Below are 23,461 nucleotides of genomic sequence, written 5' to 3'. Positions count from 1 at the left end.
TCGCTGACGTGCGCCCGATTATCGTATTACTGATGGCCTGGTGCCTCAGCATGGGGGCGTACGCAGCGACGGCCCCCGACGCCAAACAGATAACCCAGGAGCTGGAGCAGGCAAAAGCGGCGAAACCCGCTCAGCCGGAGGCCGTTGAGTCGCTCCAGTCTGCACTGAACGCACTTGAGGAACGAAAGGGTTCTCTTGAGCGCGCCCAGCAATATCAGCAGGTTATCGACAACTTCCCCAAACTCTCTCAGACCCTGCGCTCGCAGTTAAACAGCCTGCGTGATGAACCACGCCAGGTACCCGCAGGGATGACGTCCGAGGCGCTGAATCAGGAGATCCTGCAAGTCAGCAGCCAGCTGCTGGAAAAAAGCCGTCTGGCACAGCAGGAGCAGGAACGGGCGCGTGAAATTGCCGACTCTCTCAGTCAGCTTCCACAGCAGCAAACCGATGCCCGCCGTCAGTTAAATGAGGTGGAACGCCGCATTGGGACGCAGACCGGCAACACCCCGCAGAATCAGGCCCAAAATCTTGGGCTACAGGCGGAATCCGCCAGACTAAAAGCGCTGGTTGATGAACTGGAGCTGGCACAGCTTTCTGCTAACAACCGCCAGGAGCTGTCGCGGATGCGTTCGGAACTGGCGCAGAAGCAGAGCGAACAGCTGGATGCGTATCTCCAGGCGCTGAGAAATCAACTCAACAGCCAGCGTCAGCGTGAAGCTGAACGTGCGCTGGAAAGCACCGAGTTGTTGGCCGAAAACAGCGCTAACCTGCCCGACAGCATCGTCGCCCAGTTTAAGGTTAACCGCGAGCTTTCTGCCGCGCTGAATCAGCAGGCGCAGCGCATGGATTTGGTGGCCTCGCAGCAGCGTCAGGCCACTAATCAAACCCTCCAGGTTCGTCAGGCTCTCAACACGCTGCGTGAACAGTCCCAGTGGCTTGGCTCGTCTAACCTGTTGGGCGAAGCGTTACGCGCGCAGGTGGCTCGTCTGCCAGAGATGCCAAAACCGCAGCAGCTTGATACGGAGATGGCGCAGCTGCGCGTTCAGCGTCTTCATTATGAAGACCTTCTTAATAAGCAGCCGCAAATCCGCCAGATCCGTCAGGCTGACGGACAGCCGCTCACCGGCGAGCAAAGCCGTATTCTGGAAGCGCAGCTGCGCACCCAACGCGAACTGCTCAATTCCCTGTTGCAGGGGGGCGATACGCTGATCCTCGAACTCACCAAGCTGAAAGTCTCAAACAGCCAGCTGGAGGACGCGCTGAAAGAGGTCAACGAAGCCACGCACCGTTACCTGTTCTGGACCTCCGACGTGCGGCCGATGACCTTCGCCTGGCCGATCGAGATCGTGCAGGATCTGCGCCGCCTCATTTCGCTGGACACCTTCAGCCAGCTGGGTCTCGCCAGCGTGATGATGCTCACCAGTAAGGAGACCATCTTCCCGCTGCTGGGGGCACTGATTCTGGTGGGTTTCAGTATTTATTCCCGTCGCCACTTCACCCGTTTCCTTGAGCGCTCCAGCGCCCGGGTGGGGAAAGTGACACAGGATCACTTCTGGCTGACGCTGCGTACAGTGTTCTGGTCAATTCTGGTCGCGTCCCCGCTGCCGGTGCTGTGGATGACGCTCGGATACGGCCTGCGTGAAGCCTGGCCCTATCCGCTTGCCGTCGCAATTGGCGATGGCGTGACCGCCACCGTTCCGCTGCTGTGGGTGGTGATGATTTGCGCCACGTTTGCGCGGCCAAATGGTCTGTTCATCGCTCACTTTGGCTGGCCGCGTAATCGCGTGGCGCGGGCGATGCGCTATTACCTGATGAGCATCGGGCTGATTGTGCCGCTGATTATGGCGCTGATCATGTTCGATAATCTCAATGACCGGGAGTTCTCCGGCTCGCTGGGACGTCTGTGCTTTATGCTGATCTGCGGGGCATTAGCGGTAGTGACGCTCAGCCTGAAGCGCGCCGGGATCCCGCTCTATCTCGACAAGTCCGGCAGTGGCGATAACATGTTTAACCGTCTGCTGTGGAACCTGCTGCTTAGCGCGCCGCTGGCGGCGATGCTGGCGGCGGCTGTCGGTTATCTCGCCACATCGCAGGCGCTGCTCGCACGGCTGGAAACGTCAGTAGCTATCTGGTTCCTGCTGCTGGTGGTCTACCATGTAATTCGCCGCGGCATGCTGATCCAGCGTCGTCGTCTGGCGTTTGACCGTGCCAAACATCGTCGCGCAGAAATACTGGCCCAGCGCGCGCGGGGTGAGGAAGAGCCGAACCACGTCAACAGCACCGAAGGGACTTCAGACGCCGATGACGTCGTACTGGATCTCGATGCGATCAGTACCCAGTCCCTGCGGCTGGTACGCTCAATTCTGATGCTGGTTGCCCTGCTGTCGGTGATCTTCCTGTGGTCGGAAATCCACTCTGCGTTTGGCTTCCTGGAGAACATCTCTTTGTGGGATGTGACGTCGACGGTGCAGGGGGTCGAAAGCCTGGAGCCCATCACCTTAGGGGCCGTGCTGATTGCGATTCTGGTACTCATTATCACCACACAGCTGATCCGTAACTTCCCTGCCCTGCTGGAGCTGGCGCTGTTGCAGCATCTGGATTTAACCCCCGGCACAGGCTATGCGATCACCACCATTACCAAGTATTTAATCATGCTGTTTGGTGGGCTGGTTGGCTTCTCGATGATTGGTATCGAATGGTCAAAACTGCAATGGCTGGTTGCCGCCCTGACCGTAGGCCTGGGCTTTGGTTTACAGGAGATCTTTGCCAACTTCGTCTCGGGTCTGATCATTCTGTTTGAAAAGCCGATTCGAATTGGCGATACGGTGACCATCCGCGATCTGACCGGCAGCGTCACCAGGATCAACACCCGCGCCACCACCATCAGCGACTGGGACCGTAAAGAGATCATCGTCCCGAACAAAGCGTTTATCACCGAGCAGTTTATCAACTGGTCGCTGTCTGACTCCGTCACGCGTGTGGTGCTGACCGTACCCGCTCCGTCGGATGCCAACAGCGAAGAGGTGACGCAGATCCTGTATACGGCTGCTGAACGCTGTTCGCTGGTGATCGACAACCCGCCGCCGGAAGTCTTCCTGGTTGATTTGCAGCAGGGGATCCAGATTTTCGAGCTGCGTATCTACGCCGCCGAGATGGGACACCGTATGCCGCTGCGCCATGAGATCCACCAGCTGATCCTGGCTGGCTTCCGCGAGCACGGAATTGATATGCCGTTCCCACCTTTCCAGATGCGTCTGGAAACGCTGGACGGACGTAAGACGGGAAGAACGTTGACGTCTGCGGCGCGTTCGCGCCCGGCGGGAAGTTTATAATCCATTTCCCCCTCCCTTCCGGGAGGGGTTTTTTCATCCGCTATGCCACTTCTGCCACGCAGGTCATCATGCGGCGGCGGTAGTTCTCATAAATCCCCATTGCCAGCAGCGAGAAGAAGATCGGTCCGCCAACCATCCACAGCGTGCTGCTCCAGTCATTTGCCTCAACCACGGGCTGAATGACGGTAAAGATGTTGGCGAACGCGACGACCAGCACCACAACAGTGGTCGCCAGCAGCGTCGCCATGCGGGTTTTGAAGATCACAAACGGTCGCTCCAGATCCCGCTTCGCCTTAAAGAACGGGAACGCCAGCGCCAGGAATAGGTACGGAAGCGTCATCGATACGTTTGCCATCAGGGTCAGCTTGTTATAGAACGCCGACGCGGTATCGCCGCCAAAGGATACCAGCAGAATGAACACGCACACCAGCAGGCACTGCATCCACATCGCGTTGGCAGGCATACCGGTAGCATTCAGCTGCGTCATACGTGCGGGCCACAGCGCCTTTGGCGTCCCCTGAATAATCGCTTTCAGCGGCGAGTAGATCAGCGTGAAGAACGCGCCAGTATAGGCGAGGAACATCGACAAACCGGTAATCCGCGCAAACCAGATCCCCAGGGTGGCCGACGTTTCCGGCGCGAGATCCATGGCGTTGCCCAGCGTCACCCCCAGGCTTTTCATCAACACGTAGGTAATGTTGCCGAGGTTGGTGGTGTTATTGCTCAGTACCTGCTGCCAGTTGGTGCTGACGCCCCAGAGGAAAATCGCCAGCGAGTAGCCAATGGAAATGACGATGGCGGCAAAGATAATGCCTTTGGCGAAGTTCTTTTCCGGGTTTTCGGTTTTATCGACCAGCCCGCCCACGGCTTCAATTCCACCGTAAGCAAAGATGGCAAACACCACGAAGGAGAGCATGGCCAGCCCGGACTGGTAACCCGGATTAGGCGATGAAACGAAGTTGACTTCCTGTGCGAAATGCCCGCCGTTCAGGCACAGAATAGCGATACTGACCAGCAGCAGCACCAGGTTCAGGCACATCACGGAAAATCCGCCAACGGCAGTGATACGGGCAATTTTGTTGATGCCTTTCGAGGCCACCCGCGTGACAACCACCATCCAGCACACCGCCAGAATACCGACCACCTGTGTGGAACTCAGCCCCGCCAGAGACCAGACCTGCGTTTTATCCGCACCGAAGAGAAACGTTGAGAACGGCACCCAGACCTTGGCCGCCGTGCTGACCATCCAGACGACATAGGATGAAAACCACATGAACGTACCGATAAACGCATAACGCGGACCGACGCTGTTGTTCATCCACGAATAGATGCCGCCTTCTTCTTTCCTGTACGCCGACCCCATCTCCGCCATCATTAGCGCAAACGGAATAAAGAAGAACAGCGCGGAAACGATATAAAACGGCGTCGCGCTGTAGCCCATCAGATAAAACGCGGACGGGCTATTGGCAAAGCCAAAAACTGACGTAAAAATCATCAGGATGAGCCCGGTAAGGGTCATTTTTTTGAGTGAGTGAGACATATAACCATCCGAAACGGAATTAAACTGCGCGGATGGTAGCAGATGACCAGACAAATATTGTGGCTATCCGAGTCAAATTAAGAAAAAGACCCGTGCATAGAGAAGATAGTAGTTTTTAATGTGGCAGAGTTAAATGACCGAGTAGACCGGGTAAGCGACAGCGCCACCCGGCAATTCTTTATGCGCGATCGACCGTAAAGGCAATCACATCGCCCAGTTGTTCTGCGCCCAGCGCCAGCATGACCAGGCGATCCACACCCAGCGCCACGCCGGAGCAGTCCGGCAGACCGGCTTTAAGCGCTTCCAGCAGGTTGGTGTCAATCGGCTGCTGCGGCAGACCGCGCGCGTTGCGCTTGCGGTTATCCTGCTCGAAACGCTGTTGCTGTTCGCGCGCGTCGGTCAGCTCATGGAAACCGTTCGCCAGCTCGATGCCTTTAAAGTACACCTCAAAGCGCTCCGCCACGCGGTGATCTTCGGTGCTGATCTGCGCCAGTGAAGCCTGGCTGGCCGGGAAGTGATAGACAAACGTCGGACGATCTTTGCCAATCTGCGGTTCAACACCAAAGGTGAACAGCAGTTGCAGCAGCGTGTCGCGATCCTCTTCGTTATCCGCCACGTTGCTCAAATCCAGTTTTGCCGCCACTTCACGCAGCTGTGTTTTATCAGCCGACAGCGGATCAATTTCCAGATGACGCTGGAAGGCCTGCTGATAGGAGAGCGTTTCAGCTTCCGCGCAATCCAGCACCTGTTGGAGCAGATCGTCGACTTCGTTCATCAGACGATACATGTCGTAGTGCGGGCGGTACCACTCCAGCATAGTGAATTCCGGATTATGGTGTCGGCCCATCTCTTCATTACGGAAGCTACGGCACAGCTGATAGACCGGACCACACCCGGCCGCCAGCAGACGCTTCATATGGTATTCCGGGCTGGTCATCAGATACAGATTCATGCCCTGAGAGTGGCCTGGGCCAACAAAACGGGTTTCAAACGGGACCAGATGAATATCCGTGACCGTCGCCTGACTCATGCACGGCGTTTCCACCTCCAGGACGCCGCGATCCGCAAAGAAGCGGCGGATCTCCGCCATAATTGCTGCGCGCTTTAGCAGGTTTGGAATGGATGCGCTCGGCTGCCAGGTGGCCGTTTCGCTCATGAGTTATTTCTCCGTTTTCAGACAAGGGCACGAAGTCTACTCGCAAGCCGGGGCAGAGACAAATTTTGCACAGTAAAAGCTCCTTTTCATTGCACAGAGAAATACTGTGACGCCATTCATTAATCACGATGATAAATCACCGCACAGAACAGCAAAAAAATCGAACACGTCAAATTTCCCTCACTTCTACGCGGTTATACTGTTTTACCCATAAAGGAGCAGTGGAATCGCTTCCGCAATCGTCCGTTCGGGCAGGTGAACGTCCTTTAGCTCATCACGTTGCGGGAAAACCAAAATCTGGAGGAATGTCGTGCAAACTTTTCAAGCCGATCTTGCCGTAATAGGCGCTGGCGGGGCTGGATTACGCGCTGCAATTGCTGCGGCACAAGCCAATCCGAACGCCAAAATCGCATTGATTTCAAAAGTCTATCCGATGCGCAGCCACACGGTAGCCGCAGAAGGAGGATCCGCCGCCGTCGCGCAGGATCATGACAGCTTCGAATACCATTTCCACGACACGGTTGCAGGGGGCGACTGGCTTTGCGAACAGGATGTCGTTGATTACTTCGTGCACCATTGCCCAACGGAAATGACCCAGCTGGAACAGTGGGGATGTCCATGGAGCCGCCGTCCGGACGGGAGCGTCAACGTCCGCCGCTTCGGTGGCATGAAGATCGAACGCACCTGGTTTGCTGCCGATAAGACCGGCTTCCACATGCTGCACACCCTGTTCCAGACCTCCCTCCAGTTCCCACAAATCCAGCGCTTTGACGAACATTTCGTTCTCGACATTCTGGTCGACGACGGTCATGCGCACGGACTGGTAGCAATGAACATGATGGAAGGCACGCTCGTCCAGATCCGCGCTAAGGCGGTGGTGATGGCAACGGGCGGTGCGGGCCGCGTATACCGCTACAACACCAACGGCGGCATCGTCACCGGTGACGGTATGGGCATGGCGCTCAGCCACGGCGTCCCGCTGCGTGATATGGAGTTCGTCCAGTATCACCCAACCGGCCTGCCGGGCTCCGGTATTCTGATGACGGAAGGCTGCCGCGGCGAAGGCGGTATTCTGGTCAACAAAAACGGCTATCGCTATTTGCAGGATTACGGCATGGGTCCGGAAACCCCGCTTGGCGAGCCGAAAAACAAATACATGGAACTCGGCCCACGCGACAAAGTCTCTCAGGCTTTCTGGCACGAGTGGCGCAAAGGCAATACCATCTCAACGCCGCGCGGCGACGTGGTACATCTCGACCTGCGTCATCTCGGCGAGAAGAAACTGCTGGAGCGTCTGCCGTTTATCTGCGAGCTGGCGAAAGCCTATGTGGGCGTCGACCCGGTGAAAGAGCCGATCCCGGTGCGTCCAACCGCGCACTACACCATGGGCGGTATCGAAACCGACCAGCAGTGCGAAACCCGCATCAAAGGGCTGTTTGCGGTGGGTGAGTGTTCCTCCGTCGGTCTGCACGGCGCAAACCGTCTGGGCTCGAACTCGCTGGCTGAGCTGGTGGTCTTTGGTCGCATGGCGGGCGAACGCGCGATGGAGCGTGCCGCAACGGCAGGTGAAGCTAACAGCGCGGCGCTGGATGCGCAGGTTGCAGACATCGAAAAACGCCTGAAAGGCCTGGTGAACCAGGAAGGTAACGAAAACTGGTCGAAGATCCGCGACGAAATGGGGCTGTCGATGGAAGAAGGCTGCGGGATCTACCGTACGCCAGAGCTGATGCAGAAAACCGTCGACAAGCTGGCAGAACTCCAGGAACGCTTCAAGCGCGTGCGCATCACCGACACCTCCAGCGTCTTCAATACCGACCTGCTCTATACCATTGAACTGGGCCACGGCCTGAACGTCGCAGAGTGTATGGCCCATTCCGCCCTGGCGCGTAAAGAGTCCCGCGGCGCACACCAGCGCCTGGATGAGGGCTGCACCGAACGTGACGACGTCAATTTCCTTAAACATACTCTCGCCTGGCGCGATGCGGATGGTACCACCCGGCTGGACTACAGCGACGTGAAAATCACTACGCTGCCACCGGCGAAACGCGTGTACGGTGCAGAAGCAGAAGCCGCCGATAAGAAGGAGAAGGCGAATGGCTGAGATGCAAAAACTGAAAGTTGAAGTGGTGCGCTACAACCCGGAAGTGGACGCCGCGCCGCACAGCGCTTTCTATGAAGTCCCTTACGACGAGCAAACCTCCCTGCTGGATGCGCTCGGCTATATCAAAGATAACCTGGCCCCGGACCTGAGCTACCGCTGGTCCTGCCGCATGGCAATTTGCGGCTCCTGCGGCATGATGGTCAACAAAGTGCCGAAGCTGGCGTGTAAAACTTTCCTGCGTGATTACACCAAGGGCATCAAGGTTGAAGCGCTGGGCAACTTCCCGATTGAGCGCGATCTGGTGGTCGACATGACCCACTTTATCGAAAGCCTCGAAGCGATTAAGCCGTACATCATCGGCAACCCGCGCACGCCGGATCAGGGGCCAAACACCCAGACGCCCGCGCAGATGGCGAAATACCATCAGTTTTCCGGCTGCATCAACTGCGGCCTGTGCTACGCCGCCTGTCCACAGTTTGGCCTGAACCCTGAGTTTATCGGCCCGGCCGCCATTACCCTGGCGCACCGCTATAACGAGGACAGCCGCGACCACGGCAAAAAAGAACGTATGGCACAGCTTAACGGCCAGAACGGGGTCTGGACCTGCACGTTTGTCGGTTACTGCTCCGAAGTCTGTCCGAAGCATGTCGACCCGGCCGCCGCCATTCAGCAGGGAAAAGTGGAAAGCTCGAAAGACTTTCTTATCGCTACCCTGAAACCACGCTAAGGAGTGCATGATGACGACTAAACGCAAAGCCTACGTGCGACCAATGCCGTCCACCTGGTGGAAAAAACTGCCGTTTTATCGCTTCTATATGCTGCGTGAAGGCACGGCTGTTCCCGCGGTCTGGTTCAGCCTCGAATTGATGTACGGGGTGTATGCCCTCAAGCACGGCCCGGAAGCCTGGGCCAGTTTTGTGGGTTTCCTGCAAAACCCAATCATCGTAGTTCTGAATCTGATTGTGCTCGCAGCCGCGCTACTGCATACCAAAACCTGGTTTGAACTGGCGCCAAAAGCAGCGAACATCATTGTAAAAGGCGAAAAAATGGGGCCAGAGCCGGTTATTAAAGGGCTCTGGGCAGTGACGGCAGTAGTCTCTGTGGTCATTCTGTTTGTCGCACTGTTCTGGTAAGGAGACTACTGTGATCAATCCAAATCCAAAACGTTCAGATGAGCCGGTCTTCTGGGGGCTGTTTGGCGCAGGCGGCATGTGGAGCGCCATTATTGCCCCGGTCATTATCCTGCTGGTCGGTATTATGCTGCCGCTGGGGCTGTTTCCGGGCGATGCGCTGAGCTATGAGCGCGTACTGGCCTTTGCGAGCAGCTTTATTGGCCGGGTGTTCATCTTCCTGATGATCGTCCTGCCGCTGTGGTGTGGTCTGCACCGTATCCACCATGCGATGCACGATTTGAAAATCCATGTGCCAAGCGGTAAATGGGTCTTCTACGGTCTGGCAACCATTCTGACGGTCGTCACGTTGATTGCCGTGGTTACCATCTGACTGAACAGGCCCGCCATCCGGCGGGCTTTTTACTTTTTCATCTTCTCCACCAGCCACCGGGAAAATTCGCGCATGGCAGGCGTTTCTGCCCGGGATTGCAATCGGGTAAGCCAGTAACTGCCGAGCTCAATCTGCGTTGCAAAGGGCTGCACAATGCGCTCGCTGGCTAACAGATGGGTAAACATATCGACAGGCGCAATGGCAATACCTACCCCTGCCTGAGCGGCCTCCAGCATGGTCACGGACGAATCAAATACCATCACACGGTGCGTTGGCGAAGGGGGGTGCTCGCCGGCCGCCTGCATCCACGCGGTCCACTCGTCGCGTCGGTAGGAGCGCAGCAGCGTAAACCTGAGGATGTCGGCCGGACAGTGCAGACTGGTGGCGATATCGGGCGTACACAGCGGCGCGAGCGGCGCATGACAAAGAAATTCAGCCTCGGTGCCATGCCACGCCCCGCCACCGTAGCGGATCGTATAGTCAAGCCCTTCGGCAGCCGGATCAACGCGGTTGTTATGGGTGGAAAGCTGAAGATCGATGTGCGGATAGCCACGGCGAAAATCGTCCAGCTGTGAGAATAAAACCCCGATGGCAAACGTACCCACCACGCCGATTTTCAGCTTCTCCTGCGCACGATGGTTAGCGAAGCGATCCAGCATTCCGGCTATACGATCGAACGAATCATTCAGTACCGGCAGTAAGTTTTCTCCCTCGGTAGTCAACATCAGCCCGCGCGACACGCGAACGAACAGCTGACAGTTCAGGTGCTGCTCCAGCGCTTTCACATGCTGGCTAATGGCTGAATGGGTCACGTTCAGCTCAATGGCCGCATGCGTAAAGCTGAGATGTCTCGCGGCGGCTTCAAAGGCTCGAAGCGAATTGAGGGGGAGATAGCTTCGCGTCATGGTCTCTTCCGTTAGAAAAATTAACAGCTAATGCTAAATTTAACCGTTTGTCAGGCACAGTCAAATCCAACAGACTACGCCTGTCTGACGGGCCCGGACATCCCCTTGACTCGCTATTACGGAAGATTACTGATGATGAAAAAATCTCTTTGCTGCGCCCTGCTGCTCGGCATCTCTTGCTCTGCTCTCGCCGCGCCAGTGTCAGAAAAACAGCTGGCGGAGGTGGTCGCGAATACGGTTACCCCGCTGATGAAAGCCCAGTCGATTCCAGGCATGGCGGTGGCCGTTATTTATCAGGGTAAACCGCACTATTACACGTTTGGCAAAGCCGATATCGCGGCCAGCAAACCCGTTACGCCTCAGACTCTGTTCGAGCTGGGTTCTATAAGTAAAACCTTCACCGGGGTTTTAGGAGGGGATGCCATTGCTCGCGGTGAAATTTCGCTGGACGATCCGGTGACCAGATACTGGCCACAGCTAACGGGCAAGCAGTGGCAGGGGATTCGTATGCTGGATCTCGCAACCTACACCGCTGGCGGCCTGCCGCTACAGGTACCGGATGAGGTCACGGATAATGCCGCCCTGCTGCGCTTTTATCAAAACTGGCAGCCGCAGTGGAAGCCTGGCACAACGCGTCTTTACGCCAACGCCAGTATCGGTCTTTTTGGCGCGCTGGCGGTCAAACCTTCCGGCATGGGCTATGAGCAGGCCATGACGACGCGGGTCCTTAAGCCGCTCAAGCTGGACCATACCTGGATTAACGTTCCGAAAGCGGAAGAGGCGCATTACGCCTGGGGCTATCGTGACGGTAAAGCGGTGCGCGTTTCGCCGGGAATGCTGGATGCACAAGCCTATGGCGTGAAAACCAACGTGCAGGATATGGCGAACTGGGTCATGGCAAACATGGCGCCGGAGAAGGTTGCTGATGCCTCACTTAAGCAGGGCATCGCGCTGGCGCAGTCGCGCTACTGGCGTATCGGGTCAATGTATCAGGGTCTGGGCTGGGAGATGCTCAACTGGCCCGTGGAGGCCAACACGGTGATCGAGGGCAGCGACAGTAAGGTGGCGCTGGCACCGCTGCCCGTGGCAGAAGTGAATCCACCGGCTCCCCCGGTCAAAGCGTCCTGGGTCCATAAAACGGGCTCTACTGGCGGGTTTGGCAGCTACGTGGCCTTTATTCCTGAAAAGCAGATCGGTATTGTGATGCTCGCGAATAAAAGCTATCCGAACCCGGCACGCGTTGAGGCGGCATACCATATCCTCGACGCGCTACAGTAAAACATTGCGGGTGGCGCTGCGCTTACCCGGTCTACACAACGCATGAACTTTGTAGGCCGGGTAAGGCGAAGCCGCCACCCGGCAAAACACCCTGCACAATCTCCCTCATTTTCCCTGCTGTCATCTACACTTAACAAAAAACAGTAAGGAAACTCCTATGCGCATTCTGCCTGTTATTGCCGCAGTAACAGCCGCGTTTTTAGTGGTTGCTTGCAGTTCCCCTACTCCTCCGCCTGGCGTCACGGTAGTCAGTAATTTCGACGCACAGCGCTTCCTCGGCACCTGGTATGAAATCGCCCGACTGGACCATCAGTTCGAACGGGGCTTAGAAAAAGTCACGGTCAGCTACAGCGCGATGGATGACGGCGGGATCCGGGTCATTAACCGCGGCTATAACCCGGATCGCCAGATGTGGCAGCAGTCAGTTGGTCAGGCCTATTTCACCGGCGCATCTAACCGCGCGGCCATGAAAGCCTCTTTCATCGGCCCATACTACGGCGGGTATAACGTCATTGCGCTGGACAGAGAGTACCGCCACGCGCTGGTCTGTGGGCCGGATCGCAACTATCTGTGGCTCCTCTCCCGCACGCCAACGATCTCGGCGGAAATGAAACAGCAGATGCTGGACATAGCGACCCGGCAAGGGTTTGATGTGACGAAGTTAATCTGGGTAAAACAGCCGCATTAGTGCGTACTGAGTTTTAACCCGATGATACCCGCGACAATCAACGCGAGGCTGGCGATGCGCGCCAGACTCGCAGACTCCCCCAGCAGCAGAATGCCGGTAATGGCAGCCCCTACCGCGCCAATTCCCGTCCAGACAGCGTAAGCTGTGCCGACCGGTAAGGTTCGCATCGCCCATGAAAGCATGACGATACTGACAATCATTGCGGCGATAGTGATGACGCTGGGCGTCAGGCGGGTAAAACCGTGGGTGTATTTCAGACCAATTGCCCATACCACTTCGAGCAAACCAGCAATAACAAGAACGATCCAGGACATTTCAGGCTCCTTAACTTAAAGACAAGTTGGGGCCGTCCCCGATGAGTGAAGCGCTTACGGGTCGTCCCGCAAGGCAGAAGTTGCGCCTCTTATTTTGGTTAGCGTGGAATTTTTTTTCAAACTTTTTCTGCTGAACACCTTAAAGCAAGAAATAGCCTCAGTAAGGCACGTAGTTCAGGCATTTATGACTCATCCGACTTCTCTATGATGATAGGCTTTCTGATGGCAGGAAGCCAAACCACTAGCCGACTGCGAAAATTTTATGTTCAAAATTCTTTTGATTGACCGTTGTCACTTCACCCGCGCGGGATTTGAAGCCTGGGTCAATCATTCAGACCTGTTTTCGGGTCATTTCGTCGTAACCGGGGTAAATAATCTTTTCCTCGCCAGAGAGCATATCCTGCAATGGAAACCTGCGCTGGTCATCGCTGATTTATCTGGCTTCCGGCAGGATTTACACCATTTTCAGCAGCTTTCCTCCCTGCTAATTGCCAGCGAAACACTGCCTTTTATTATGCTGCAATCAGGGCAGGAGCAGGAGATGACTGATTATCTGGCGCAGTTCCCGATATGGTCTTCGCTCTCCAAAAATACCGATCTGGAAGCACTGGCGGCGGTGATAAACGACGCGCTAACGTCATGCGCGAGCGCGGATCTACCGAAAATGGCGGCACCGTTGCTGACGCGTCAGGAAGAAAGAGTTCTGACCTTGTGGATGGATGGTGCGAGCAACCAGAAAATTGCCAGCAATCTTCGCATTAACGGAAAAACGGTATACACGTACAAACGCAATATCCGCATGAAGCTGCATATGGATACGCGCTACTCGCCGTTTTTATCGCTACAGGAAGTGGAGAATTGACGGTACGGTGTAAGAACTTGCCGTACCGTCGCTTACATTAGTTCTGAGCTTTAGTTGCTGCGCCAGAAATCGCGCTACCACCGTCGGAGATATCTTCCCCTACGCCACGGGTGGTGTTACATGCAGTCAGTACCGAAGAAAGCACCAGAACAGAAAAGATCGCTGCAATTGTTTTCTTAACCATAATATCTTCCTTTTATAGCCAAAGTTATTTTGTGTATAGCAACTTAAGAATAGACAAAATCTTGCCGTTTGACGGAAAAGGAAGAATTTTTAGGAAAATTAGACGGAATTAGCTGGCCGCATGGGAAATGATATGGCCGAGATCCTGGATATCTTCACCCACGCCACGCGCGGTGTTGCAGCCGGAGAGAATTGCGCTGGAGAGCGCTAACAGAAGCAGAATTTTAACGGTACGTTTCATCTTCCCTGCCTGCAAAATCAGGCGCAGCGGGCGCTGCGCCTTTAATCATGACGTAAATTACTTCACGCGGGATACGTATTCGCCGGAGCGGGTATCCACTTTGATCACTTCACCGATCTGTACGAACAGTGGCACTTTCACCACAGCGCCGGTAGACAGGGTGGCAGGCTTGCCGCCAGTACCTGCGGTATCACCTTTCAGACCTGGATCGGTTTCAACGATTTCCAGCTCAACGAAGTTCGGCGGCGTAACCGCGATAGGCTGACCGTTCCACAGGGTCACGATGCACTCAGCCTGATCCAGCAGCCACTTGGCGTTGTCGCCAATCGCTTTCGCGTCCGCAGACAGCTGCTCGAAGGTTTCGTTGTTCATGAAGTGCCAGAACTCACCGTCGTTGTACAGGTAAGTCAGGTTCATATCGACAACATCAGCGCCTTCAGCGGAGTCAGTAGATTTGAAGGTTTTCTCAACACGGGTACCGGTCAGCAGGCGGCGCAGCTTAACGCGCGCAAATGCCTGGCCTTTACCTGGTTTAACGAATTCGCTGGCTTCAACCGCGTACGGTTCGCCGTCCATCATGATTTTAAGACCAGCACGAAAATCGTTGCTATAGTACGTTGCCATAAGGCCCTCTAAATTTGTTAACTGGTAGCTAAGCCACAAAATGGCGCATATTGTAACCCTAAACACCCCGTCCAGAGAAGATTGGTTATCGCAACTTGCCGATGTAATCACCAGTCCTGATGAATTGCTGCGTCTTTTAGACCTCGAACAGCACGAAGCGTTGCGTGCAGGCCGTGAGGCGAAGCGCCTTTTCGCCCTGCGCGTTCCCCGCGCGTTTGTTGCCCGAATGGAAAAGGGTAACCCTGATGATCCATTATTAAAACAAACGCTGACCTCTCAGGATGAGTTTATTACCGCCCCCGGATACAGCACCGATCCGCTGGAAGAGCAGAACAGTGTTGTACCGGGTTTACTGCATAAATACCGCAATCGTGCCCTGCTGCTGGTTAAGGGCGGGTGCGCGGTAAATTGCCGCTATTGCTTCCGTCGCCACTTCCCGTACGCCGAAAATCAGGGTAATAAGCGCAACTGGCAGGTGGCGCTGGACTACATCGCAGCGCATCCGGAACTGGATGAAATCATCTTTTCCGGCGGCGACCCGCTGATGGCAAAAGATCATGAGCTGGACTGGCTGCTGACTCAACTTGAGACCATCCCGCACATTAAGCGTCTGCGCATTCACAGCCGTTTACCGATCGTCATCCCGGCGCGTATCACCGACGCCCTGGTCACGCGCCTGGAGCAGTCCCGTTTACAGGTGCTGCTGGTAAACCATATCAACCATGCAAATGAAATTGACGCGGACTTTCGTGCGGCGATGACGCGTATGCGAATGGCAGGCGTGACGCTGCTCAACCAGAGCGTATTACTGCGCGGCGTGAACGACAGCGCCCACGTGTTGGCCGATCTCAGCAATGCCTTATTTGATGCGGGCGTAATGCCCTATTACCTGCATGTTCTGGATCGCGTCCAGGGCGCGGCGCACTTCATGGTGACGGATGAAGAGGCCCGGAAGATTATGCGCGAGCTGTTAACGCTGGTTTCAGGTTATATGGTGCCGAAGCTGGCACGTGAGATTGGCGGAGAGCCGAGTAAGACGCCGCTGGATTTGCAGCTGCGGCAGCAGTAAAAAAAGCAGGTGGCGCTACGCTTACCTGCCTACAGGTAAAGCGGCAGCGCCATCAAAATGTTATATCAGTTCGGGCACTTATAGACCTGGCCGTTCATCTGGCTGGCGGTTGGCACAAAGCTGGACAGCATACCCTGCGTCGGGCTGCTCACCCCGTAAATCACGTTGCCGCCCATTGCCGCAGCCTGATTACGCAGGGCATTGGCCGCACCGCGCATAGAGCCGCCCTCCTCGCCGTGCTGCCCTGACATCCAGTTGCTTTGCTCGCCAGAGGCGGTGCCTAACAGCTGGCATTCGCTGCCCGGCTTATCTTCCACAAAGCGAACGCTCTGGCCCGCTGCCGTCAGCTCATTGCTGGTGCTACAACCCGCCAGCAGCAATGCTGCACCTACAATCCCTGCACAGACTTTTATGCGCATGTTATTCCTCGTTTTCAATAAGCTGGACAGTAGTTGTCCGCGTGTAAACCTTATACTAAAAAGATGACCAAAAGAAAAATGCTGAGCATTTCTGCGAGCCAGATTCCGCTGGCACTCCTCCGACATCTTAAATGAATTCTGATAATAACCTTTGGGATATCGTGTTTTAGCCCCCGATCGTTTTTAGTGATGCGACGTACAACTTTTGTACGGGACTAAAAAAAAGGGGGTTTCATGAGTGCATCATCCTCAGGAGAGGAAAAAGTAACCTGGGTGGGCTATCTGGCGTTCGTGCTCACCATCGTATTTTTCTCAGGTTTTTTCGCCAAAAGTACTGAATGGTGGCGCGTGCTGGATTTTACCGTTCTGAACGGCAGCTTTGGACCGGTGAACGGCGCCCTAACGTTTCGCGGCGAGGGTGGCACAGGAGCGAAAGACGGTTTTTTGTTTGCCCTTGAACTGGCGCCCTCAGTCATTTTATCGCTCGGGATCATTGCCGTTACCGAGGGGCTGGGCGGGCTGCGCGCCGCACAACAGCTCATGACGCCCATTCTGCGCCCGCTGCTCGGCGTGCCGGGCATCTGCTCTCTGGCGCTTATCGCCAACCTGCAAAATACCGATGCAGCCGCAGGGATGACCAAAGAGTTGACCGACGAAGGGGCGATTACTGACCATGAACGCGCCATTTTCGCCACCTTCCAGACCAGCGGTAGCGCCATTATTACCAACTATTTTTCTTCCGGTGCCGCACTTTTTACCTTTATTACCGTCCCGGTGATCGCGCCGCTGGCGGTCATTCTGGTGTTCAAATTCGTTGGCGCGAACTTCCTGCGACTGTGGATCGCCCACATGGAAGTTCGTCGCGTTCAGGAGGAAAAATGATCGCCCAGACGCGTAAAAATATCATGGACTTGTTTATCGATGGCGCCCGCCGCGGCTTTACCATCGCCACCACCAGCCTGCTGCCGAACGTGGTCATGGCGTTTGTCATCATTCAGGCGCTTAAGGTGACCGGCCTGCTGGATATTGTCGGCAGGGTATGCGAGCCCATCATGGCCCTGTGGGGGCTTCCGGGTGCGGCGGCAACGGTACTTCTGGCCTCGGTGATGAGCATGGGCGGCGGCGTGGGGGTTTGCGCCAGCCTGGTCGTCGCCGGCACGCTCAGCGGCCATGATGCCACCATCCTGCTGCCCGCCATCTACCTGATGGGCAATCCGGTGCAAAACACGGGCCGCTGCCTCGGCACCGCGGGCGTGAACCCGAAATATTACCCGCACATCATCGCTGTCTGCGTCATCAACGCCCTGCTCTCGATGTGGGTGATGCAGCTACTCTTCTGAGGAGATAAAAATGGATTTTTCAGTGTTGGAACCGCATCTCTTCCGCCATGCACATCTTGTTTGAGTAACGGCTCGACGGGCAATAAAAAACCCCGGGCATCGCTGCCCGGGGTTCATTCTGAGAGGTTCAGAACAACATGATTACATCATGCCGCCCATGCCACCCATGCCGCCCATACCACCAGCAGCACCTAAGTCAGGCGCGTCGCCTTTAGGCATGTCGGTTACCATGCATTCGGTCGTGATCATCAGGCCAGCTACAGATGCCGCGTACTGCAGAGCAGAACGGGTAACTTTAGTTGGGTCCAGGATACCGAAGTCGATCATGTTGCCGTATTCTTCAGTTGCTGCGTTGTAACCGTAGTTACCTTCGCCCGCTTTCACGTTGTTCGCAACTACTGATGGCTCTTCACCGGCGTTGGACACGATCTGACGCAGAGGGGCTTCCATTGCGCGAAGCGCAACTTTGATACCTACGTTCTGGTCTTCGTTCTGAGCGGTCAGGCCAGCCAGTTTAGCGGCTACACGCACCAGCGCGACACCACCACCAGCAACTACGCCTTCTTCTACCGCAGCACGGGTCGCATGCAGGGCATCGTCAACGCGTGCTTTCTTCTCTTTCATTTCAACTTCGGTCGCAGCACCAACTTTGATTACCGCAACGCCGCCTGCCAGTTTCGCTACGCGCTCCTGCAGTTTTTCACGGTCGTAATCGGAAGTTGCTTCTTCGATCTGCTTACGGATCTGACCAACACGGCCCTGAATAGCGGCTTCTTCACCCACACCGTCGATGATGGTGGTAGTGTCTTTGTTGATCACAACGCGTTTCGCCTGGCCCAGGTCTTCCAGGGTCGCTTTTTCCAGCTCCATACCAATCTCTTCGGAGATCACGGTACCGCCGGTCAGGGTAGCGATATCCTGCAGCATCGCCTTACGACGATCGCCGAAGCCAGGTGCTTTAACCGCTGCCACTTTCACGATGCCACGCATGGTGTTAACCACCAGAGTCGCCAGCGCTTCGCCTTCAACGTCTTCAGCAATGATTACCAGCGGCTTGCCTGCTTTCGCAACGGCTTCCAGCACTGGCAGCATTTCGCGGATGTTGGAGATTTTCTTGTCAGCCAGCAGGATGAACGGGCTTTCCAGCTCAACAGCGCCAGTTTCTGGCTTGTTGATGAAGTATGGGGACAGGTAACCGCGGTCGAACTGCATACCTTCAACCACATCCAGTTCGTCTTCCAGACCAGTACCGTCTTCAACGGTGATCACGCCTTCTTTACCGACTTTATCCATCGCTTCAGCGATCAGTTTACCTACGGTTTCGTCGGAGTTAGCGGAGATAGTACCAACCTGAGCAATGGCTTTAGAGTCAGAGCACGGTACGGACAGCGCTTTCAGCTCTTCAACAGCAGAGGCGACAGCTTTGTCGATACCACGTTTCAGATCCATTGGGTTCATGCCCGCAGCAACGGCTTTCAGGCCTTCGGTGATGATCGCCTGCGCCAGTACGGTCGCGGTGGTGGTACCGTCACCAGCAGCGTCGTTCGCTTTAGAGGCAACTTCTTTCACCATCTGTGCGCCCATGTTTTCGAACTTGTCTTCCAGCTCGATTTCACGTGCAACAGAAACACCATCTTTAGTGATGGTTGGCGCGCCGAAGGATTTGTCCAGCACGACGTTACGGCCTTTCGGGCCCAGAGTGACTTTCACTGCGTCTGCCAGTACGTTTACGCCGCGGAGCATTTTTACACGAGCGTCGTTACCGAATTTTACGTCTTTAGCTGCCATGTTCTTATTTCCTCAAATTCGTACAGTTTCGTGCGTTAATTACGCTTCAACAATTGCCAGAATGTCGCTCTCGGACATGATCAACACTTCTTCATTGTCGATCTTCTCGGATTTCACGCCGTAGCCATCGTTGAAAATGACGATGTCACCAACTTTAACGTCCAGTGGCTGCACAGTTCCGTTTTCCAGGATGCGGCCCTTACCGACAGCGATGATTTCGCCACGCGTTGATTTTGCTGCTGCTGAACCGGTCAGAACGATGCCGCCAGCAGACTTGGTTTCAACTTCTTTACGTTTGACGATCACACGATCATGTAACGGACGAATACTCATTGATAGCTCTCCTTTGAGAAAGTCATTATCAGTTATGGATGACGCCGGTCCGCATGCGGTTTTCCGGCTAGTGCCCTGAGAGATGGGGATAGCTTTTTACCCCTTCAAGGGGTAATCGAAAAAAAATTTGCGAAAGTGTTACCATCCACTCTCTTTTGATGGTGGCGGGACGAGGTAAATGAGTGGACTCAGGCAGGAGTTGGGGCTGGCGCAGGGCATTGGCTTACTCTCAACGTCTTTGTTAGGCACGGGCGTTTTTGCGGTTCCCGCGCTGGCGGCGCTGGTTGCCGGCAATAACAGTCTTTGGGCATGGCCGGTGCTGATCGTGCTGGTGTTTCCGGTGGCGATTGTCTTTGCCATACTCGGGCGGCACTTCCCGAGCGCAGGCGGCGTAGCGCATTTTGTCGGCATGGCGTTTGGGCCGCGAATGGAACGCGTCACCGGCTGGCTATTTTTGTCGGTGATACCCGTTGGCCTTCCGGCAGCCCTGCATATCGCAACCGGCTTCGGACAGGCGCTGTTTGGCTGGCACGATGAACAGCTGCTGCTGGCTGAACTCGGCACGCTGGCGATTATCTGGTGGGTTGGCTCACGCGGGGCCAGTTCCAGCGCCAACCTGCAAACGCTGGTCGCCGTGTTAATCGTCGCGCTGATCGTCGCCATCTGGTTTGCGGGTGACATTACGGTGGCGGATATTCCTTTCCCCGCGATTAATGACATCGACCACACACAGCTTTTCGCTGCACTATCCGTCATGTTCTGGTGTTTCGTCGGTCTGGAGGCGTTCGCTCATCTGGCATCCGAGTTTAAACAGCCCGAGCGTGATTTTCCCCGCGCCCTGATGATTGGCCTGCTGCTGGCGGGCACCGTGTACTGGGCCTGTACCGTACTGGTGCTGCACTTCAACGCGTTCGGTGAAGAGAAAGCCGCCGCCGCGTCGCTGCCGGGCATCGTGGTGCAGCTGTTTGGCGTTAAAGCCCTGTGGGTAGCCTGCGTGATTGGCTATCTCGCCTGCTTTGCCAGCCTCAACATCTATATTCAGAGCTTCGCCCGGCTGGTGTGGTCTCAGGCACTTTATAAACCGGATAGCCCCCTCTCACGCCTGTCAAAGCGTCAGCTTCCGGTGAATGCGCTGAATACCGTACTGGGCTGCTGCGTGGTGAGTTCCCTGGCCATTTATCTCCTCGACATCAACCTTGACGCGCTGATTATCTACGCCAACGGTATTTTCATCATGATCTATCTGTTGTGCATGCTGGCGGGCTGTCGGCTACTGAAAGGACGCTTTAAGGCGCTGGCGGCTATCGGGTGTGTCCTGTGCCTGCTGCTGCTGGCGATGGTGGGATGGAAGAGTGTGTACGCCATCGTCATGCTGGCGGGGCTGTGGGTGTTTTTACCGAAGCGGCAAAATCCGCAGGCCCGGTGAGCGAGCGCCACCGGGCAAGAAACTTACCGATCGTCTTTATGATCTAACCGGTCGCGCTGCTCATCCTTACGCTGATATTCCCCTTCAAAGGTATCGCCCGGGCCGGTGCTGAAACCACCGCCTGGCATACGGCTGAAACGCAGATGCGGCAGCAGCTTCATGGTCAGATGCTTCTGCACCGGCGGCAACAGCAACAGCAGGCCGAGGAAGTCTGTAAAGAAGCCCGGCAGGATCAGCAGCAGGCCAGCAATAATCAGCGACACGCTTTTGATCATCTCGGCGGCCGGGCTTTCACCTGCGGCCATCTTCTGCTGCATTAACAGGAAATTTTTGAAACCCTGATTGCGCACCAGCGACATGCCGATGACGGAGGTGAAGATCACCAGAATCAGCGTCAGCAGGACGCCCAGCACATGGGCAACCTGGATGAAAATGGAAATCTCAATGTAAACATAAAGAAAGAAAGCAATAAATGGTATCCAGCGCACTGGCATCTCCTGTGTGGCAGGTGCCTTCTGGCCCCTGACTGAATGTGTTCGCGAAGCGCGTAGATAAGAAATGGTGACGGTTAGCCAAAATTCAATCGGTTTGCACGGATATTTTTTCTGGAAATATTAAAGCGGTGACATATTTCACAGATTAATAATTATCATGAAATCGGGTCGATAATAAGTGATCCAGCTTACGGCAATTCGCTATCATCAGCATATGATCTCGAACATCTGGCCGATTGAGGGAATAATCGTCGGTCATAAAATATTCAAAACCACATATCTACTGTGTGTTTAGTACAATCCATCGGCAGCTTGAAAAGAAGGTTCACATGTTAAACAACATTCGTATCGAAGAAGATTTGTTGGGTACCAGGGAAGTTCCAGCGGATGCCTACTATGGTGTTCACACTCTGAGAGCGATTGAAAACTTCTACATCAGCAACAGCAAAATCAGCGACATCCCTGAATTTGTGCGTGGCATGGTGATGGTAAAAAAAGCCGCGGCTCTGGCAAACAAAGAGCTGCAAACCATTCCTAAAAGCGCTGCAAATGCGATTATCGCCGCGTGCGATGAAGTGCTGAACAACGGCAAATGCATGGATCAGTTCCCGGTTGACGTCTATCAGGGCGGCGCAGGCACCTCCGTCAACATGAACACCAACGAAGTGCTGGCAAACATCGGCCTGGAGCTGATGGGTCATCAGAAAGGTGAATACCAGTACCTGAACCCGAACGACCACGTTAACAAATGTCAGTCCACCAACGACGCCTACCCAACCGGCTTCCGCATCGCGGTGTATGCCTCTGTCGTCAAACTGGTCGACGCGATTAATCAGCTGGGTGATGGCTTCCAGCGTAAAGCCGTTGAGTTCCAGGACATCCTGAAAATGGGTCGTACCCAGCTGCAGGACGCGGTGCCAATGACCCTCGGCCAGGAGTTCCACGCGTTTAACGTGCTGTTGAACGAAGAGACCAAAAACCTGCTGCGCACGTCCGAACTGCTGCTGGAAGTGAACCTGGGCGCTACCGCCATCGGTACACGCCTGAACACCCCGGATGGCTATCAGCAGCTGGCGGTACAGAAGCTGGCTGAAGTGTCCAACCTGCCGGTTGTGCCTGCAGAAGACCTGATTGAAGCCACCTCAGACTGCGGCGCCTACGTGATGGTGCACAGCGCATTGAAACGTCTGGCGGTGAAACTGTCCAAAATCTGTAACGACCTGCGCCTGCTCTCCTCCGGTCCGCGCGCTGGCCTGAATGAAATCAACCTGCCAGAGTTGCAGGCGGGTTCATCCATCATGCCAGCTAAAGTGAACCCGGTGGTGCCTGAAGTGGTGAACCAGGTTTGCTTCAAGGTTATTGGTAACGATACGACCGTCACCATGGCCTCCGAAGCCGGTCAACTCCAGCTGAACGTAATGGAGCCGGTGATTGGCCAGGCGATGTTTGAATCTATCCACATTCTGACCAACGCCTGCTACAACCTGCTGGAAAAATGCATTAACGGCATCACCGCGAATAAAGAAGTGTGTGAAGGCTACGTCTATAACTCAATCGGCATCGTCACCTACCTCAACCCGTTCATCGGCCACCACAACGGCGATATCGTCGGGAAGATTTGTGCCGAAACCGGTAAGAGCGTGCGTGAGGTGGTTCTCGAGCGAGGATTGTTGACCGAAGCCGAACTGGACGATATCTTCTCCGCCCAGAACCTGATGCACCCGGCATATAAAGCGAAACGATATACCGATGAAAGCGAACAGTAACCGTTCAGGCTAAGCTTCCGAAAGGCACGTCACTTGTGACGTGCCTTTTTTCTTTATGGCCGTTACCAAAACACAACAATTCAATATCAACTTGTTAAT

Annotated in this window: 24 protein-coding genes; 13 read left to right on the top strand and 11 right to left on the bottom strand. The window is 55.3% G+C overall.

The annotated features are described in order from the left end of the window. The first annotated feature begins 8 nt into the window (after positions 1 to 8). Positions 9 to 3,332, top strand: a complete 3,324-nt coding sequence (gene mscM / locus BFV65_RS01960; protein WP_069596162.1) for a miniconductance mechanosensitive channel MscM — start codon at positions 9 to 11, stop codon at positions 3,330 to 3,332. Positions 3,333 to 3,372: 40 nt separating this feature from the next. Here the strand turns inward: mscM and yjeM are convergent, their stop codons facing one another. Then, positions 3,373 to 4,872 (bottom strand): glutamate/gamma-aminobutyrate family transporter YjeM, encoded by a 1,500-nt coding sequence (gene yjeM, locus BFV65_RS01955; protein WP_069596161.1) that lies wholly within the window; start codon positions 4,870 to 4,872, stop codon positions 3,373 to 3,375. 178 nt (positions 4,873 to 5,050) lie between these two features. Continuing rightward, a complete protein-coding gene (epmA, locus tag BFV65_RS01950; RefSeq protein ID WP_003855960.1) occupies positions 5,051 to 6,028 on the bottom strand; it encodes an elongation factor P--(R)-beta-lysine ligase in 978 nt (325 codons plus the stop codon). Positions 6,029 to 6,338: 310 nt separating this feature from the next. Here epmA and frdA point away from each other — a divergent pair, with 310 nt between their 5' ends. Genes frdA through frdD form a run of 4 tightly spaced genes read left to right on the top strand, consistent with a single transcriptional unit; the run spans position 6,339 to position 9,632 of the window. After that, positions 6,339 to 8,129 (top strand): fumarate reductase (quinol) flavoprotein subunit, encoded by a 1,791-nt coding sequence (gene frdA / locus BFV65_RS01945; RefSeq protein ID WP_023305293.1) that lies wholly within the window; start codon positions 6,339 to 6,341, stop codon positions 8,127 to 8,129. Beyond that, positions 8,122 to 8,856 carry a succinate dehydrogenase/fumarate reductase iron-sulfur subunit gene (locus tag BFV65_RS01940; protein WP_022646809.1) on the top strand — a complete coding sequence of 245 codons (735 nt, stop codon included), beginning with the start codon at positions 8,122 to 8,124 and terminating at the stop codon, positions 8,854 to 8,856. The genes frdA and BFV65_RS01940 overlap by 8 nt, the downstream gene beginning before the upstream one ends. A gap of 10 nt (positions 8,857 to 8,866) precedes the next feature. Beyond that, positions 8,867 to 9,262 (top strand): fumarate reductase subunit FrdC, encoded by a 396-nt coding sequence (frdC, locus tag BFV65_RS01935; RefSeq protein WP_003855953.1) that lies wholly within the window; start codon positions 8,867 to 8,869, stop codon positions 9,260 to 9,262. 10 nt (positions 9,263 to 9,272) lie between these two features. Further along, positions 9,273 to 9,632, top strand: a complete 360-nt coding sequence (frdD, locus tag BFV65_RS01930) for a fumarate reductase subunit FrdD (RefSeq protein ID WP_000609653.1) — start codon at positions 9,273 to 9,275, stop codon at positions 9,630 to 9,632. 29 nt (positions 9,633 to 9,661) lie between these two features. On the opposite strand, the gene ampR is transcribed toward frdD, so the two are convergent. Beyond that, positions 9,662 to 10,537 carry a LysR family transcriptional regulator AmpR gene (ampR, locus tag BFV65_RS01925; RefSeq protein WP_058677057.1) on the bottom strand — a complete coding sequence of 292 codons (876 nt, stop codon included), beginning with the start codon at positions 10,535 to 10,537 and terminating at the stop codon, positions 9,662 to 9,664. A 132-nt stretch (positions 10,538 to 10,669) separates the two neighbouring features. Between ampR and blaACT the strand changes: the two genes are divergently transcribed. After that, the gene (gene blaACT / locus BFV65_RS01920) at positions 10,670 to 11,815 is read left to right on the top strand and encodes an ACT family cephalosporin-hydrolyzing class C beta-lactamase (RefSeq protein ID WP_058647079.1); all 1,146 of its coding nucleotides are present in this window, start codon (positions 10,670 to 10,672) and stop codon (positions 11,813 to 11,815) included. Between the two features lie 157 nt (positions 11,816 to 11,972). Then, positions 11,973 to 12,503, top strand: a complete 531-nt coding sequence (locus BFV65_RS01915; RefSeq protein ID WP_032625173.1) for a lipocalin family protein — start codon at positions 11,973 to 11,975, stop codon at positions 12,501 to 12,503. Here the strand turns inward: BFV65_RS01915 and sugE are convergent. Then, positions 12,500 to 12,817, bottom strand: a complete 318-nt coding sequence (sugE, locus tag BFV65_RS01910) for a quaternary ammonium compound efflux SMR transporter SugE (RefSeq protein WP_015572453.1) — start codon at positions 12,815 to 12,817, stop codon at positions 12,500 to 12,502. The two genes, BFV65_RS01915 and sugE, sit on opposite strands and share 4 nt — an antisense overlap. A 262-nt stretch (positions 12,818 to 13,079) precedes the next feature. Between sugE and BFV65_RS01905 the strand changes: the two genes are divergently transcribed. Continuing rightward, on the top strand, positions 13,080 to 13,679 hold the full coding sequence (locus BFV65_RS01905; protein ID WP_063841699.1) for a helix-turn-helix transcriptional regulator: 600 nt from the start codon (positions 13,080 to 13,082) through the stop codon (positions 13,677 to 13,679). A 37-nt stretch (positions 13,680 to 13,716) separates the two neighbouring features. Here the strand turns inward: BFV65_RS01905 and ecnB are convergent, their stop codons facing one another. The 3 genes from ecnB to efp form a co-directional block, all read right to left on the bottom strand. Next, a complete protein-coding gene (gene ecnB / locus BFV65_RS01900) occupies positions 13,717 to 13,863 on the bottom strand; it encodes a lipoprotein toxin entericidin B (protein ID WP_006178941.1) in 147 nt (48 codons plus the stop codon). A gap of 108 nt (positions 13,864 to 13,971) precedes the next feature. Further along, on the bottom strand, positions 13,972 to 14,103 hold the full coding sequence (locus tag BFV65_RS01895) for an entericidin A/B family lipoprotein (RefSeq protein ID WP_006810410.1): 132 nt from the start codon (positions 14,101 to 14,103) through the stop codon (positions 13,972 to 13,974). A 57-nt stretch (positions 14,104 to 14,160) separates the two neighbouring features. After that, positions 14,161 to 14,727: an elongation factor P gene (gene efp, locus BFV65_RS01890; RefSeq protein WP_003855940.1), complete on the bottom strand. Its 567-nt coding sequence runs from the start codon at positions 14,725 to 14,727 to the stop codon at positions 14,161 to 14,163. A gap of 40 nt (positions 14,728 to 14,767) precedes the next feature. On the opposite strand from efp, the gene epmB reads away from it, so the two are divergent. Then, positions 14,768 to 15,796 carry an EF-P beta-lysylation protein EpmB gene (gene epmB / locus BFV65_RS01885; protein WP_022646803.1) on the top strand — a complete coding sequence of 343 codons (1,029 nt, stop codon included), beginning with the start codon at positions 14,768 to 14,770 and terminating at the stop codon, positions 15,794 to 15,796. A 65-nt stretch (positions 15,797 to 15,861) separates the two neighbouring features. Here epmB and BFV65_RS01880 read toward each other — a convergent pair whose 3' ends face one another. Further along, positions 15,862 to 16,215, bottom strand: a complete 354-nt coding sequence (locus tag BFV65_RS01880) for a DUF4156 domain-containing protein (protein WP_022646802.1) — start codon at positions 16,213 to 16,215, stop codon at positions 15,862 to 15,864. Between the two features lie 234 nt (positions 16,216 to 16,449). On the opposite strand from BFV65_RS01880, the gene BFV65_RS01875 reads away from it, so the two are divergent. After that, positions 16,450 to 17,097 (top strand): nucleoside recognition domain-containing protein, encoded by a 648-nt coding sequence (locus tag BFV65_RS01875; RefSeq protein ID WP_038415111.1) that lies wholly within the window; start codon positions 16,450 to 16,452, stop codon positions 17,095 to 17,097. Continuing rightward, the gene (locus BFV65_RS01870; RefSeq protein WP_022646800.1) at positions 17,094 to 17,555 is read left to right on the top strand and encodes a YjiG family protein; all 462 of its coding nucleotides are present in this window, start codon (positions 17,094 to 17,096) and stop codon (positions 17,553 to 17,555) included. Before BFV65_RS01875 ends, BFV65_RS01870 begins: the two co-directional genes overlap by 4 nt. A 141-nt stretch (positions 17,556 to 17,696) precedes the next feature. On the opposite strand, the gene groL is transcribed toward BFV65_RS01870, so the two are convergent. Then, positions 17,697 to 19,343: a chaperonin GroEL gene (groL, locus tag BFV65_RS01865; RefSeq protein ID WP_006810416.1), complete on the bottom strand. Its 1,647-nt coding sequence runs from the start codon at positions 19,341 to 19,343 to the stop codon at positions 17,697 to 17,699. Between the two features lie 39 nt (positions 19,344 to 19,382). After that, positions 19,383 to 19,676: a co-chaperone GroES gene (locus BFV65_RS01860; protein ID WP_003855929.1), complete on the bottom strand. Its 294-nt coding sequence runs from the start codon at positions 19,674 to 19,676 to the stop codon at positions 19,383 to 19,385. Positions 19,677 to 19,854: 178 nt separating this feature from the next. Between BFV65_RS01860 and yjeH the strand changes: the two genes are divergently transcribed. After that, positions 19,855 to 21,102 (top strand): L-methionine/branched-chain amino acid transporter, encoded by a 1,248-nt coding sequence (gene yjeH / locus BFV65_RS01855; protein WP_023299120.1) that lies wholly within the window; start codon positions 19,855 to 19,857, stop codon positions 21,100 to 21,102. A gap of 23 nt (positions 21,103 to 21,125) precedes the next feature. Here the strand turns inward: yjeH and BFV65_RS01850 are convergent, their stop codons facing one another. Next, positions 21,126 to 21,590, bottom strand: a complete 465-nt coding sequence (locus BFV65_RS01850; protein ID WP_003855925.1) for an FxsA family protein — start codon at positions 21,588 to 21,590, stop codon at positions 21,126 to 21,128. Between the two features lie 335 nt (positions 21,591 to 21,925). Here BFV65_RS01850 and aspA point away from each other — a divergent pair, with 335 nt between their 5' ends. Further along, positions 21,926 to 23,362 (top strand): aspartate ammonia-lyase, encoded by a 1,437-nt coding sequence (gene aspA / locus BFV65_RS01845; RefSeq protein ID WP_003855923.1) that lies wholly within the window; start codon positions 21,926 to 21,928, stop codon positions 23,360 to 23,362. Positions 23,363 to 23,461 lie beyond the last annotated feature (99 nt).

Origin of the sequence: Enterobacter hormaechei subsp. hoffmannii, from assembly GCF_001729745.1 — a bacterium.
In the GTDB taxonomy this organism is placed as follows: Bacteria; Pseudomonadota; Gammaproteobacteria; order Enterobacterales; family Enterobacteriaceae; genus Enterobacter; species Enterobacter intestinihominis.
The sequence above is the reverse complement of the archived record's forward strand: the minus strand, read 5'-3'. Positions and strand labels throughout refer to the sequence as shown.